The 15060-nt window shown below is 53.2% G+C and carries 9 protein-coding genes; 6 read left to right on the top strand and 3 right to left on the bottom strand.

The features are described from left to right. The first annotated feature begins 47 nt into the window (after nt 1–47). Together IEY39_RS27595 and IEY39_RS27600 are read left to right on the top strand one after the other, a co-directional pair. Nucleotides 48–3299, top strand: coding sequence for a SusC/RagA family TonB-linked outer membrane protein (locus IEY39_RS27595; RefSeq protein WP_188937760.1), 3252 nt, complete (start codon nt 48–50; stop codon nt 3297–3299). A gap of 15 nt (nt 3300–3314) precedes the next feature. After that, nucleotides 3315–4679 (top strand): RagB/SusD family nutrient uptake outer membrane protein, encoded by a 1365-nt coding sequence (locus tag IEY39_RS27600; protein ID WP_188937762.1) that lies wholly within the window; start codon nt 3315–3317, stop codon nt 4677–4679. Nucleotides 4680–4685: 6 nt separating this feature from the next. Here IEY39_RS27600 and IEY39_RS27605 read toward each other — a convergent pair whose 3' ends face one another. Continuing rightward, nucleotides 4686–5090 (bottom strand): hypothetical protein, encoded by a 405-nt coding sequence (locus tag IEY39_RS27605; RefSeq protein WP_188937763.1) that lies wholly within the window; start codon nt 5088–5090, stop codon nt 4686–4688. Between the two features lie 239 nt (nt 5091–5329). On the opposite strand from IEY39_RS27605, the gene IEY39_RS27610 reads away from it, so the two are divergent. Together IEY39_RS27610 and IEY39_RS27615 are read left to right on the top strand one after the other, a co-directional pair. Beyond that, on the top strand, nt 5330–5704 hold the full coding sequence (locus IEY39_RS27610) for a macro domain-containing protein (protein WP_188937766.1): 375 nt from the start codon (nt 5330–5332) through the stop codon (nt 5702–5704). Between the two features lie 69 nt (nt 5705–5773). After that, on the top strand, nt 5774–7465 hold the full coding sequence (locus IEY39_RS27615) for a GMC oxidoreductase (RefSeq protein WP_188937767.1): 1692 nt from the start codon (nt 5774–5776) through the stop codon (nt 7463–7465). A gap of 5 nt (nt 7466–7470) precedes the next feature. Here IEY39_RS27615 and IEY39_RS27620 read toward each other — a convergent pair whose 3' ends face one another. After that, the gene (locus IEY39_RS27620; RefSeq protein ID WP_188937769.1) at nt 7471–8736 is read right to left on the bottom strand and encodes a FecR family protein; all 1266 of its coding nucleotides are present in this window, start codon (nt 8734–8736) and stop codon (nt 7471–7473) included. 124 nt (nt 8737–8860) lie between these two features. After that, a complete protein-coding gene (locus IEY39_RS27625) occupies nt 8861–9487 on the bottom strand; it encodes an RNA polymerase sigma factor (protein WP_188937770.1) in 627 nt (208 codons plus the stop codon). Between the two features lie 502 nt (nt 9488–9989). On the opposite strand from IEY39_RS27625, the gene IEY39_RS27630 reads away from it, so the two are divergent. After that, nucleotides 9990–11318, top strand: coding sequence for an alkaline phosphatase family protein (locus tag IEY39_RS27630; RefSeq protein WP_188937772.1), 1329 nt, complete (start codon nt 9990–9992; stop codon nt 11316–11318). 267 nt (nt 11319–11585) lie between these two features. After that, nucleotides 11586–15059 (top strand): SusC/RagA family TonB-linked outer membrane protein, encoded by a 3474-nt coding sequence (locus IEY39_RS27635; RefSeq protein WP_188937775.1) that lies wholly within the window; start codon nt 11586–11588, stop codon nt 15057–15059. Nucleotide 15060 lies beyond the last annotated feature (1 nt).

The following is a 15060-nucleotide window of genomic DNA, read 5'->3' on the forward strand; positions in this document are numbered from 1 at the left end:
CCTTTGACCTTGCAGCTATTGCTATAGCAAACCAAATGTAACTGGCGATGACGAAAATATTGACACTTTGTGTGTTGCTCTTCTGCTGTGAACTGTGTGCCGGTCAAAAAGGTTCGACCGGAGGCGAGTCTTACTTACAGATGATCGTCAGGAAGATGGATAAGCGAGGGTACAAAGTGGTCTCTCTTTCCCGGCTGTTGGCCGAATTTCCCACTCCAGACGAGCCAATAAACTTCGATGCGCCGTTGGAGCAGTTGTTACCGAAATTGGTGGCTGGAACGAAAATCAACTGCAGTGTCGTTGGTCAAACTATTCTCTTTAATCTTGCGGATACGACCAAGGGTTCTTCCATTTTTAAGGATCTGCTGGGAAAGGTAACAGGCAAAAACAACGAGCCGCTCGTGGGTGTGACCCTGACAATACTCGGGTCGAATGGCTACGCTTATACGAACGCAAGCGGGAGTTTTCGTCTGGCGGTGCGGAGTTTTGTTACCCGTGTCATTGTGAGCCATGTCGGCTATGCTACCGATACGCTGAACCTTTCCAATAAAATAGAACAGTCCATCGAAATGACCCCGGCGCCACAGGGCCTGGATCAGGCGGTGGTGGTGGCCTATGGTCAGACCTCGCCGCGGACGAATACCGGCTCCGTCTATGTCGTCAGTGGCGTCGATGCCGGGCGGGAACCGAGCGGCAATCTGCTGGATGGACTGGAAGCCCGGGTGCCGGGATTATCGATCAGCCAGGTGAATGGCGTGGCGGGCAGCGAGCGAAAAGTCCTGTTGGGTGGCCAGCATTCTATCCAGCAGCTGAACCAACCCCTCTATGTAATCGATGGAGTGCCCTTGGGTGCGAGCGGCATCTGGAACAGCATTGGCACCGGGTCGGCGCAAGGGCCGGGTGGCGTCAATCCCCTCAACTTTCTCTCGCCGGAGAATATCGCCAGCATCACCGTATTAAAGGACGCGGCCGCAACGGCCATCTATGGCAACAGGGCGTCAAACGGCGTCATCCTTATCACGACACGAACGGGTGAGGCGGGTCCCCTGCGACTATCAGCCAACGTCAATGACGGTTTTGGAAAGGTGGTGAAGACCAGTCCGCTGCTGTCGACGGCGCAATTCCTGCAGCTGCGGGAGGAAGCGGTGCGTAACGATGGGCTGACCGTAGACAGCAGCCACGTACCGGAAGCTTTTGGGGTCAACGGATGGAATAGTACCGGCCAAACCAATTTTCAGCATACGACGATAGGGGGCCAGGCGTTTGTCTGGAATGCCGGCCTCCAGGCTAGTGGGGGCAGTACAGGGAATACTTTTTTTTTGTCGGGCCAGCTGCACCGGGAGTCGACCGTATTCCCCGGCGCCTCATTCGACCAGCGGGTGTCGGTGTACAGCCATCTGCGCAGCCAGACGCCTGATGGAAAGTGGCAACTCCATTTCTCCGGGATGTATAGTTCGGAAACCGATCATCTGCCCGTTGCAGACTATACCGCCTACGAACTGCTGGCGCCAAACGCCCCGGCTTTTACCAAGGTTGCGGGCCAGTACCCATGGGGAACACCGCCCTTGTCGTTTGTTAATATCCTGGCCCTGGCCAACAATGATTATACCGGAAGTATCAGCACCCTCTTTGGTCATCTCCAGGTGCAATTCCGGCCGAACAAGCATTTCTCGCTGGAGGAAAGCGTTGGATTCGACGGCGTGCTCACGAATGAGCAGGCCTACCAGCGCATCGCGGGGCAGGATCCGGCGTTTGGCCCTACCGGGCAGCTGACCGTCAATAATAACAAATATTCCCAGCTGCTAACGGAAACCATCGGCCGCTGGAAGGGAAAGCTGGGGCCGGGATGGTTCGAGGGGCTGTTGGGCGGCAGCTGGCAGCAGCGGACAACGGACTATTCCTCCCTGCAGACGAGCGGCTATCCCAATGACCTCTCGCTGAATGCGGGCATCGGTGCGACGCAATTCCTCCAGGCAGACAGCAGCGCGCCCTATCGGTATGCCGAGCTGTTTGGCCGTATCCATTACGATGTGGCGCGGAAGTACTTGCTCGACGCCTCTTTCCGGCGGGTCAACAGCAGCCGGCTTGGGCCGAAGACGCCCATCGGGAATTTCTGGGCCGTGGGCGGCGCCTGGGTCTTTAGTGAGGAGCCCTTCCTCGCCGACAACCGGGTCCTTAGCTTTGGGAAGCTGCGGGGCAGTTTCGGCACGACGGGCAACGAACCGCTTTATGAGAATCAATTTGCCGAAGTATATGGTGCAACGGCGCCATCGCGGGGCTACCAGAGGCAGCAAGGCGTGCAGCCGGTGACAGTAGCGAATCCCTACCTGAACTGGGAGCAGAACTACCGGGAGGAAGTGGCGCTGGAGCTGGGGTTTCTCAACAACCGGCTGTTGTTCTCGGCTGCCGCCGCCCGCAGCTGGACGACCAATCAGCTGATCATTTCCACCGCGGGGCCGGTGGCGGGTCTGCCCGGCTTTCTTGGCAACCAGCCCGGCATCGATGTCGAGAACAAGGCCCTGGAATTCGAGCTGCAGGCAGATCGGATCGCGGTTGGGCCATTGCGATGGTCTTCCTCATTCAACCTCACCGTGCCGCGCAATGTGCTGGTGCGATGGCCGGGGCTTGCCCGTTCGAACTATGCTTCTACTTATGTCGAAGGGCATTCGCTCAGCGTGTCACCGGGTTTTCACTGGACGGGTGTGGATGCCAAGAGCGGACTGTATACCTTCCAAACCAATAATGCCAATGGAATACCCGGGCCAGGCGACCTGAGGCCCGATGCGGGGTTCGACCCGCAATACTATGCCGGTTGGGATCAGAAATTCCGGCTGGGGAATTGGGAGCTCGACCTGCTTTTTGACTGGCGGCGACAGCGGGGGGTGAACCCACTGGTTATACTCGCGCGGCAGAACCCTCCGGGGGCGCAGGGGGGGCAACAGCTAAGCAATGGTCCGGTGGAGTGGCTGAACCATTGGCGGAGTAGCAACGATGTTTCCAAACAGCAGCTGCTGACGTCGGGCGGCTCGCCTGTTGCGCTCGCTCATTTGAAAGCCTGGCTGCAATCGGATGCCTATAGCATCGACGCCTCTTATATCCGGTTGCGTAGCGCCGGCTTCAGCTGGTATTTCCCGGAGAAGCTAAAGACCCGGCTGAGGATACAGGGAGGCCGGGTGTACATCCGAGGGCAGAACCTATGGACGTATACCCGGTTTCCGGTTACCGATCCGGAAACGCAGGACCCAACGGTTCTGCCGCCGCTGAGAATGGTGGTGGCAGGGCTGCATCTTTCTTTTTAAAAAATAAAAATGACTATGCGCGGACTTGTCAAAACGCTACTTTGGGCCATGATGGTCACGCTTCCTTTCCTGGCCTGCAAACGATTGGTCGACACGCCGACACCTCAGAACCGGCAGACGGCCGATCGGGTCTTTTCCAATGACGCGGGTGCGCAGGAGGCGATGACTGGTTGTTACATCGATATGATGAATACGGTTCGTTCGCTGATGAATGGCGGCATCTCGCTGGATGCCGGATTGACCAGTGACGAGCTGAAATGCCTGTCCCCTGCGTTGCCCGAGGACAGTTTTTACCTGGATTCCTTGACACCGGGTAATCTCGTCTGTACAGACCTGTTCTCGACTGCCTATAATCTGATCTATGATTGGAATTCGGTGCTGGCGGGGTTGAGCACTTCGACGGGAGTCTCTGCACCGGTGAAGGCTGCATTGCAGGGTGAGGCGACCTTCAACCGGGCGGTGCTCTACTTCTACCTGGTGAACCTGTATGGGGATGTACCGTTGGCGTTGGGGACGGATTATGCGGTGAATCAAAAATTACCGCGGATGGCGGTGAACAGTGTATACCTGCAGGTGGTGAGCGATCTGGAGGAGGCGATAGCCCGCTTGCCGCCGGACTACCCTGGTGATGGGGAGCGGTCGCGGCCCAACCAGGTAGCCGCGCGGGCATTGTTGGCGCGGGTGTGGCTATATGAAGGCCAGTGGGCGGCGGCAGAAAGTATGGCCACCCAGGTGATCGCTGATGGCCGTTACCAGCTGGTGGCAAACCCGGATAGTGTCTTTCTTGCGGGGAGTCGTGAGGCCATCTGGCAATTGCAGCCGGTGCATGGCAGGATGGCTACAGCGGACGCGGGCGCCTTTCTCCGGCTGCTGGCAGGGAAGCCGAATTTTGTTTTGACGCAGCAACTATCGGCCAGTTTTGAAACGGGTGATCTGCGGAAGGTGCATTGGACGAAGAACAGCCTTTATGGGGCTTATCCGTATAAGTACAAGCAGATCGCTGCTTCCGGCGTGCCGCCGGAATATGAGATGGTGTTGCGGCTGGCCGAGCAATACCTCATCCGTGCCGAGGCGCGGGCACAGGAAGGGGATGTCGCCGGCGCGATGGCCGATCTGAATATTGTCCGGGCGCGGTCGGGTCTTGCTGCCACGACGGCGACGGGGCAGGCGGGGGTATTGGCTGCCATCCTGCACGAACGGCGCGTCGAGCTGTTTACCGAATGGGGGCATCGCTGGCTTGACCTCAAGCGTCTCGGGCAGGCCGATGCGGTGCTGAGCATAGAAAAAAACCCGGGCTGGCAGGCGAAGGATACGCTGTATCCTATCCCTGCGACGCAGTTGCTTGCCAGCCCGGGGATGCAGCAGAACCCGGGATATTAGACGCACCTAATGTGCATACAGATAGACGGCAGGATAGGCCGAATGTGGATAGTTATCGTTGAGATAGCCGCATACGATGAGGGTGCCGTTCATGGGATTCTGGTCGATGATCATGCCACCGAGGGCGACCCACCATTCGAAGCATTCGTCGCCGATAGAGAGCTCGTCATTGTAAACATCCTCAGGCTCGAGGTACCAATAATAGAGCATGTTGGAGTGGGAGGCGGCCCTTGTGGTGGAGGGGGAGAGGGGTGGATGTACCGACGATGGCAGGAGCAGCGGCGGATGGAAGGCGGGTGCTGGTTTAGCGGGCCCACCGGGCTTAACAGGGGTGGAGGCGATGGCGAAGCTGCAAACAAAGAGCATTACGGCCAGCGAAAGCGCCGGCAGGCAAATGGATAAGCGTTTCATGGCTTGTGCCGCTTTTATGAACAAAAAGCGGCAAAAACTTAAGGTTTAATAAATCGAGATACCTGTTGACGGAGGGTGCGGAAATAGTGCTGTCTGGAGGTAAGTAGATTTATATAGGGTTTATACGGGTTATCCCGGGGTGTCCATAAATGTAAGCAGGGCTTATGCAGGCTGACTGCATAAGGACGATTTTGCCTTTTTGGAGTCCCAAAAAGGCTGCAAAAACAATTCTATTTTTCATGATCGAATATGCAATAGGTGATCTATTGGCCGCCGATGTGCAGGCATTGGTGAAGGAAGGAGGAGGTGTGCCGGGCAAGATGATGGTCACCTGGGACAGTTCGCAGGAAGGGGAGAAGATGATCGTGCATTTCCCGACGAAGACGCACTTTTCGCGGAAGTCGCAATATAGTTATATCGAGGAAGGACTGAAAGACCTGGTGCGGGTGATAGGCGCCTGGCGTATAGCCAGCATCGCGTTGCCGCCGCTGGGCTGCGGAAATGGAGGATTGCAATGGGCGCAGGTGAGGCCCTTGATCGAGCAATACCTGGGGGATAGCCCCGCGCGAGTGGTGGTTTTTGAACCGAATGGAGAGGCGAAGACCGGAATTTGACAGGCCCCTGCTTTGGCGTTGCGGGGTGGAATGTTATCTTCCTTATTTAAACCTTTATCGCTATTCTCTATGCCTTCTCCAACCCATACTTTTGACGCCATTGTTGTAGGAAGCGGTATCAGCGGGGGCTGGGCCGCCAAGGAATTGTGCGAAGCCGGCCTGAAAACGCTGCTCATCGAAAGAGGCCGCAATGTTGTCCATCTGAAAGATTATCCCACCGCTAATTGGGGACCCTGGGATGCGCCACACCGGGGTGAGATGCCGCTGGCAGACCGGCAGCAAAATCCCCTTGCCAACGCCTGCAGCTATTATGGCGAGGAGACGGCGCATTTCTTTGTCAAGGACGCCGAGCATCCCTATATCCAGGAAAAGCCTTTTGGGTGGATCCGCGGTTACCAGGTGGGCGGGAAGTCGCTGATCTGGAACCGGCAGACCCAGCGGTTTAGTGATTTCGAGTTCACCGCGCCTGCCCGCTATGGATTTGCGGTGGACTGGCCGATAAGATATGCCGACCTCGCGCCGTGGTATTCACATGTCGAGAAATTCATCGGAGTCAGCGCCAACAAGGATGGATTGCCCCAGTTACCTGATGGGGAATTCCTGCCGCCGTGGGAGATGAATTGCGTGGAAAAGGAGATGCAGCGGCGCATCATGGCCCGCTGGCCCGAGCGCCCGGTGATCATTGGCCGTTGCGCCCATATTACCCAGCCTCAGCCGGTGCATCTCCAGCAGGGAAGGGGACAATGCCAGGCCCGCAACAGGTGCAACCGGGGCTGTCCTTTCGGGGGGTATTTCAGCAGCAATGCCAGCACGATACCCTGGGCGCAAAAGACGGGTAACCTGACGTTGCTGACCGACACCGTCGTGCATTCCCTTATCTATGACGGGGAAGAAGGGCGCGCCACCGGGGTGCGGGTCATCGACGCGCATACACATCAGGCTTCTGAATACTATTCCCGCATCATCTTTGTAAATGCCTCCGCCCTCAATACCCTGCTTATTATGCTGAACTCGACGTCGGGTAGGTTCCCCAATGGATTTGGGAATGACAATGGGCTGCTGGGCAAATATATCTCATGGACCAACTACCGGGGCGGGGTCTCGGGCAGTTATGAAGGATTTGACGACAAGTATTATTCCGGGCGCCGGCCGACGATGGTGATCATCCCTAATTTTCGCAACCTGGCCAAACAGGACACCAACTTTCTCGGGGGGTATCTTACCCGCATCTTCACCGGCCGGCAGAGGGGTATTCATAGTACCGTTGACGTAGGTCCCCAATATAAAGATGATCTCAGTGTAGCGGGCCCCTGGTATGTTACCATGAGTATGCAAGGCGAGGTCATTCCCAAGGAGTCGAATTATGTTTACCTGAGTTCCGACGAAAAAGATCCCTTTGGTATTCCCCAGCTCGTCACCTCGTGTGACTATGATGAGAATGATGATAACCTGGTAGATGACTTCCTGCAGCAGGCCTCGGAGATGATGGATGCTGCCGGGGCGAAGAATATCGGTACCGGCGACAATCATATGACCCCTGGCTTAGACATCCATGAAATGGGCGGGATGCGGATGGGTAAGGACCCCAAGACTTCCCTGCTGAATGCCTGGAACCAGGTGCATGGTTGTGACAATGTATTCGTGACGGATGGCGCTTGTATGACGTCTACGGGCACACAGAATCCATCGCTAACCTATATGGCACTGACGGCACGGGCGGTTAACCATGCGGTGGAGGAGTTGAAGAAGGGGAATCTATAAGCCTGTCAGGGCATTACGGTAAGTTGCTTTCCTTCCAGCTTAAAGTGTACATGATCGGTTTCGAGCGCCTTGAGGATGATCGAGAGGGGCATATTGCGTTCTATGCGGCCCATGAATTCCTGGTCGGGCGGGATGCTGCCCTGGTAGCTGACGGTGACATCGTACCAGCGGGCTAATTGCCGCATGGTAGTTTCGAGGTTGGCGTGGTCGAAGTTGAAATAGCCATTCTTCCAGGCAGTGATCACCGCGACATCGACGTGCTTCAATGTGTGGAGGTTGCCGTGGGTGTCAAGGACAGACTGTTCTTCTGGTTTCAGCAGGGCGCTTTTGTCACCGCTGGAATAGCGGATGCTGCCTTCGACGAGGGTGCTGCGGACGGCATTCTCGTCGCTATAGGCCATTATGTTGAAGGAGGTACCGAGGACGTCGATGGTGGAAGGGGCGGCGGTGGGGCCGCCGGTGATGCGGACGCGGAAAGGATGGGCTGCATCCTTTGCCACTTCGAAATAGGCTTCGCCGGTGAGCTCCACCTCGCGCGTTGCGCCGGTGAAGGCGACGGGATAGCGGAGGGACGATGCGTTGTTGAGCCAGGCCTTCGATCCGTCGGGCAGGGCCAGGGAGAACTGGCCGGCGCGGGGCGTGGTGAGAACGTTATAGACCATGGCCGCGGTGGTGGAGCCGGCAGAAGATTTATTATAGGCTAGTTGGCCGTCGGCCAATTTGGAGACGTTGGTATTGCCCTGGCTGGCGATGAGGCCGTTGGCACTGGAGTCGAGGTTGATGGTACGGCCGTCGGCGAGGGTGAGGGTGGCGCGGTTGCCGCCGGGAGCCACGTCAGTGGCGTTGGTCGTCCGGGCGATGGGCGCTGTCGAGGCCGGTGCAGGGTTGCTGCGGTGGAAGGCCCAGTAAGCGCCCGCGGTGGCGAGGAGGAGGGAGGCAGCGACGGCATAACGACGCCAAAACGATGCAATGCGGTTCTGATGGGCGTGCAAAGGGATGGCCACGGAGGCATCGGGCGCGTCGTCGCGCCAGTAGCCGTCCTCTTGTACGCGGGCGACGAGTTTTTCCCAGATGCGGGCGTGCGGGATCTCTTCCATATGCACCAGATTGGCTTTGGTCGAACGGGGTTCATTTTTCAGCTCTTCCAGCATCTCGCTACGGCCCTTGCCCTGATTGATCCAGGAGTGAAGGGCAGTAGTCTCCTCGGGCGACAGCGGTTCTTCGCGCAAATACTTCGTGACAATAGGATCGATTTCCATTGGTTGCTCCATAGCAGGCACATTCATTGTTTTTAGGCGCTCGGTCTATCCGGCGGTTTGGTAATTCAGGGCTCCAGGAAAGTACACGGATTGGTTGTTGCTTTAACCAACTCACCAGGTTAAGATTTCATTAATTTTATTTCAATAGGAGGAAGGCGGCGGCTATGGCAAATGTCGGGACTCCTTCGAGGAGCCATTTGATGCGGAGGCCGCTGCGCCGGAGGGCGTCGAGGGCCTTTGTTTTATGGTTAAGGCAGGTTTGCGGGCTGATGCCCATGATCTCGGCTATTTCGGGAGTGCTTTTTTGTTCGAAGAAATAGAGTCGTAGGATGGTGCGGCGCTGGGGCGGCAGCTTTTCTATCTCTTTCTGGATGTCCTGCAGGAGGATGGTGCGGACGCGTTCGGTCTCGATATGTTCTTCGATGCCGGTGTCGAGGTAAGCAAGGTCGTACTGGTTCTCGCGCTGTTTTGCTTTGATGCGGAGGTAGTCGATGGATTCGTTGCGGACGATGACGTAGAGCCAGCGTTTTACGTGGTCGTAGGACTTCATCGCGGCGCGCTGGTTGAAGAGCTTGTAGAAGGCATTGGCCACGATGTCTTCGGCATCCGGCTCGGAGTGGATGATATTCTCTACGAAGTACGTGAGGGGGCGCACCATGAAATCGTAGATGACGCGGAAGGCTTCTTTGTTGCCTTCGCGAAATGCGATCATGATGGCCTCTTCGTTGCCTCTGAGCGGTCGTTCTGGTTTTATTGCCTGCATGCCTTTACGCAATACGGATTTACTTAACGTTGAAGTTAACGGCTACTTGATCAAACAGGATAGAAGGTTTGGAACTTTCTTCAAGGATAAGAAAGCAGGTTGGAGCAATCGTGGATGTCGACGAGAATTTACCTCATGCAGGTGGGGCGTGAGCCCTTCGCCGTGCAACATAAGCCGAATTTCGGATTCCACGGAAGAAAAATTGCGTGCTTGCGCAAAAATTCGATATAAAACTACCAATTTATCGGCGGAAAAACTATAGTCTTCATAAAAATCTACGGGTATTTATATAATAATAACATGCTTTCGTCCATGGGTACACGCATTACAATCCCCTCCGGTGCGGGATGGCGACAGCGTGGGACGAGCGGATAATGGGGATGTTGGTTGTGAAGTGGTTGAGGACAGCCGAAGGTCTATGCTAATATAATCAAATAGGTTGAAATTTTCTAAAAAAGATGGTCTCCGTGGTTATTTTCAATCGCCTGCCGTAAAACTGGGCATGTACAGACTGTTATTTATCACATTGTTATTCCCTACCCTTTTGCTTCGCGCTCAGCCTTCGCGGCATGTTATCCTTATCACCATCGATGGGATGCGCCCGGAATTCTATGAAGACCCGGCCTGGCCGGCGCCCAACCTGCAGCACCTGATGCAGGAGGGGGCATACGCCATACGGATGCGGCCTGTGTTTCCGACGGTGACGCTGCCCAACCATACTACCATGATCACCGGTGCGCTGCCGGCGCGGCATGGGGTATATTATAATCAGCCGTTCAACCCGCTGGCTACGGGGATGTCGTGGAATTTTTTTGCCAACATCATCCGGGTGCCGACGCTTTTCGATGCCGTGCATGCCACCGGCAAGGTGACGGCGGCCATCGACTGGCCGGTGACGGTGGGCTCTCCTTCCATTGATTATAATTTTCCCGACTATTGGGGTTTTAGCGATACGACGGATAATATTGCGCTGATCCGCAGCGGGGTGCATCCCGCAGGACTGTGGGACGAGCTGGAGCAGAATGCGCTGGGCAAGGTGCCGAGCGAGGAGATCAACAGCGATGGGCTGCTGCGGACGGATGAGAATGCGGGGAGGATCGCTGCTTATTTGATCCGTCGTTATAAACCGACTTTTACAGCCTTTCATATTACCGAGACCGACCATGCCCAACATGAAGAGGGGCGGGAAGGATATTTCGTTCGGACGGCGGTAGCGGCGGCTGACCGGGCTGTGGGCGATGTGCTCGAGGCGGTGGAGCGGGCCGGCATCAAAGACAGCACCACCATCATCATCGCGGGCGACCACGGGTTCGCCAATATTCACAGTGTGTTATTCCCCAATGTCTGCCTGGCGCAGGCCGGGCTTTTCCAGAAAGGGGCGAACTGGCGGGCGAAATTTCAGTCGGCCAGCGGAAGCTGCTTTTTGTATCTTCAAGATCGTCATGACACGAAGACTTTGATGGCTGTGAAGGATCTGTTAGCCCGGTTGCCAGAGAAATATAAGTCGCTTTTTCGCGTGCTCGACCGGCCGGAGCTGGACCGGCTGGGTGTGGACTCCGCTGCTTTTCTCGCGCTGGCGCCGACCGTTGGCATCGCTATCGGCAATTCGGGCGAGGGAGAGGTGTTGCGCGGAGCACATGGAGGCACGCATGGATTCATGAATGACGAGCCAGAGATGATGACGGGGTTCATCGCTTACGGCGCGGGCATCCGGAAGGGAGTCGTGCTGCATGAGATGCAGACGCAGAACATTGCGCCGCTTGTCGCGAAGCTATTAGGGATAACTTTCATATGCCCCGATGGCATACTTTACCCGGGAATTCTTCGATGATTTATTCACTTTTTGTGGATAAATGAGGGGCGATTCGCAGCCCGAGATAGTTAACGAAAGTCTTTACCCGTGGTATGAGTAAGTCCACGCATGAAATCTCAACTCTAACGATTGTATAAACTGGTCCTTATTAAATCCAACCTCTGCCTATCAAGACCATACATTAATCGTTAAACCTTCCCAATTAGTGAATTAATAATTTGGTAATACCGGCCAGGTAGGTGGCCTCGCAAAACTATACTGTTCACTTAAATCTAAACAAGTACTATGACTCCTAATTCTAATGGGATGCCCCATGCGCGGGCAATCGCTGGTTACGATCCATTAGAGGCTCTGAAGGCCGCTAAGCTAGCGACTCGCGAACGACACGATTTTAAAGGCTTGCTTCGTGTTGTTAAATTGACTGCACTATTTCTTTTCGTCGGCCTCCTGCAATTGAGTGCAGGAAGTTCCGGTCAGCGGTTGAGCATTGCCGTTAAAAACACAACGCTGGACAAATTATTCAGCGAGATCGAGAAGAAGACAAGCTATGTTTTCTTCTATGATGCGACTCTGTTGCAGCACACGAGGCCGGTGACGGTGGATATGAAGGATGCAACCATCGAAGAGGTGTTGGCGTATTCGCTGAAGGGGCAAGGGCTGGCTTTCTCTATCCAGGACCGCACCATCTTTGTGAAGCGGGAGCAAGCCAAGACGGCGGGTGTAGGCACCGCTGAAGGCGGGGGCGCCACGCCGGGGGTTAAAGGAGAAGTGCGGTCGGAGGAAGGGTTGCCACTGGCGGGAGCGACGGTGTACATCAAGAAGCTGAAGATCTCGGGGATGACGGATGCGAAAGGGGAGTTTGAGTTGAAGAATGTACCGGATGGAGAGTATGAGGTGGAGATTAGCTATGTGGGATTTGAGGGGTATAAAACGATGGTCTCCGTGACGAATCATGTCGGGACGGTGACGGCAAAGTTGAAGCAGTCGATGAGTAAGCTGGATGAGACGGTGGTAAAAGGTTACTACAATACTACCAACAGGTTAAATACAGGATCCGTATTTACAGTAAAAGCTGAGGATATAGAGAAACAGCCGGTTACAGATCCCTTAATGGCTCTGGAAGGAAGAGTGCCGGGGTTGTATATTGCTCAAACATCAGGCATACCTGGCTCCTACGGCACGGTCCTTTTAAGAGGACAGAATTTCATTTTCACTAGAAGTCAAACGCCATTAAACCTCAATAGTCCCCTGTATATTGTAGATGGGGTGCCCTTCTCTTCAACATCCCTAACATCCAATGGTATTGGAGGTGGGGCTTTGGGATCACCGAGTAATGGCCCAAATCCGCAATTTGGAATGAGTCCCTTTAACAACCTTAATCCTGCGGATATTGAAAGCATAGAGGTGTTGAAAGATGCCGATGCGACGGCTATTTATGGTTCCCGGGGGGCAAATGGCGTCGTTTTAATTACGACGAAGAAAGGTAAGGCCGGGTCCACTAGGGTGGATGTAAATGTATATTCGGGCGCTGGTAAAGTAGCCAGGGAAATGCAATTATTGAACACCCAGCAATACTTGGCAATGCGGCATCAGGCTTTTTATAATGACTCCCTGTCAAGCCCTTCTTCCGATATCACACCAGGCCCAAATGATTATGATCTCAATGGCATATGGGACACCACCCGCTATACAGATTGGCAAAAAGTATTTATTGGCGGTACAGCTCAATTGACCAGTGCCAATTTGAATATCTCCGGTGGTAATCTGAACACACAATTCTTGATTGGTGGTAACTATACAAAACAGACAACCGTTTATCCGGGGGACTTTTCCGATCAAAAGGCTTCTGTTCATATCAATATCAACCATGCCTCTATTGACCAAAAATTTCATCTATTGTTTTCCGGACAATACATGAACGATAATAGTATGCTCCCATCAACAGATTTTGCTACCGATATTACAATGGCGCCGGATGCACCCGCCCTATACAATGCCGATGGGAGCATCAACTGGCAGGGGGGAACCTGGTATAATCCCCTGGCATCCATACTTATGACGTCTGGGGCCGTTACTCATAACCTGCTTGGAAATTTAAATTTGAGCTACGAACTTTTGCCAGGCCTTAAAATAAAAAGTAGTTTAGGTTATACACGGATGCAAATGGATCAAACGCAGTTGATACCTTCCGCTGCTTTTTATGGTCCCCCTGACCCGAATAACAGATTTAACTTTTTCGCGACAACAAGTGTTGGCACTTGGGTGCTTGAACCAGAAATTGATTATTCGAAAAAACTGGGTCAGGGAAAACTGGATATATTAATTGGAACTACTTTTCAGGAAAATGTGCAGAATACACTTGGTCAATACGCCTATGGGTTTAGCAGTGACGCGTTGATTTCTGATATTGCAGCCGCTTCAAATGTGGCCACGATTAATGCAACGAATTCCGATTATCGATATAATGCGCTTTTTGGCAGAGCCGGCTACAATTGGCGGGATAAATATTTAATTAATATTACCGCACGTCGGGATGGAAGCACCCGATTTGGACCCCAAAATCAATTTGGAAATTTTGGTTCTGCTGGAGTTGGATGGATATTTTCGAAAGAGAATTTTGCGGAAAAATTGCTTCCTGTTTTGAGCTTTGGAAAGCTTAGGATAAGTTATGGCGTTACCGGGAATGATCAGATAAACGATTATCAATACTTTAGTACTTATGCACCTTATTCTAGATCTTCCTACCAAGGCGTGATCGGGTTATATCCTCAACGTATCGCCAATCCATATTTTGGCTGGGAAAGGGTCAATAAATTGGAAGCGGGAATTGAATTGGGTTTTTTGAAGGATCGAGTCTTACTCTCGGGCGATTATTATCGCAATCGCAGCAACAATCAATTGGTGCTTGCACCATTACCCAGTATTGATGGCTTTTCATCGATACAATCGAACTTGCCTGCCTTGGTTCAGAATTCAGGCGCAGAAGTTGAAATCAATACTGTTAATATTAAGACAAAGAATTTTACCTGGACAACTGCTTTCAATCTGACTATACCTCGCAACAAATTGGTATCTTTTCCTGGCCTTGCAAGCAATTCAACATACAAGAATGCATATGAAATTGGAAAGTCACTATTTATCCAACATCAATATCACTACACAGGCGTAGATCCTCAGACGGGTCTATTTACATTTCAGGACGTGAACAAAGATGGAGTGATTAACTCACTTGATTTGCAATTTCTGAAGCAAGTAGCACAGGAATATTATGGGGGATTTGGGAACACTTTTATTTATAAAGAATTTCAATTGACGATCTTTTTTCAATATGTGAGGCAAACAGGATTTAATTATTTTGCTGATGCTAATCCAACAGGAATTTTTAATGGTGGTAGTAGTAATGTGCCGGTGTTTATGGTGAACAATTGGAAAAGGCCGGGTGATGTGTCAAATATTGAACAATTCACGCAAGGAGGAGGCAGTGGAGCAGCAGCTACAGCATGGTATAATATCCAGACAAGTGACTATGCTATCGGCGATGCTTCCTTTATCCGATTAAAAAATCTATCCTTGTCATGGTCTCTTCCCGAGCAGTGGAGGCGGAAAATGCATCTTCAAAATGCGAGGATTTATGTTCAAGGACAGAATTTACTAACCATTACGAAATATCGTGGCCAGGATCCAGAGTCGCCAACAAACCAAGGCCTCACTCTGCCCCCTTTACGAATGATAACGGGTGGTGTTCAATTAACTTTGTAAA

Origin of the sequence: Puia dinghuensis (assembly GCF_014642875.1) — a bacterium.
GTDB classification, from domain to species: domain Bacteria; phylum Bacteroidota; class Bacteroidia; order Chitinophagales; family Chitinophagaceae; genus Puia; species Puia dinghuensis.

Bases quoted from the DNA above. Each gene is read 5' to 3' on its own strand.
- IEY39_RS27615 (WP_188937767.1), top strand. From the start codon at position 5,774: ATGCCTTCTCCAACCCATACTTTTGACGCCATTGTTGTAGGAAGCGGT.
- IEY39_RS27630 (WP_188937772.1), top strand. From the start codon at position 9,990: ATGTACAGACTGTTATTTATCACATTGTTATTCCCTACCCTTTTGCTT.
- IEY39_RS27600 (WP_188937762.1), top strand. From the start codon at position 3,315: ATGCGCGGACTTGTCAAAACGCTACTTTGGGCCATGATGGTCACGCTT.
- IEY39_RS27625 (WP_188937770.1), bottom strand. From the start codon at position 9,487: ATGCAGGCAATAAAACCAGAACGACCGCTCAGAGGCAACGAAGAGGCC.
- IEY39_RS27620 (WP_188937769.1), bottom strand. From the start codon at position 8,736: ATGGAGCAACCAATGGAAATCGATCCTATTGTCACGAAGTATTTGCGC.
- IEY39_RS27635 (WP_188937775.1), top strand. From the start codon at position 11,586: ATGACTCCTAATTCTAATGGGATGCCCCATGCGCGGGCAATCGCTGGT.
- IEY39_RS27605 (WP_188937763.1), bottom strand. From the start codon at position 5,090: ATGAAACGCTTATCCATTTGCCTGCCGGCGCTTTCGCTGGCCGTAATG.
- IEY39_RS27610 (WP_188937766.1), top strand. From the start codon at position 5,330: ATGATCGAATATGCAATAGGTGATCTATTGGCCGCCGATGTGCAGGCA.
- IEY39_RS27595 (WP_188937760.1), top strand. From the start codon at position 48: ATGACGAAAATATTGACACTTTGTGTGTTGCTCTTCTGCTGTGAACTG.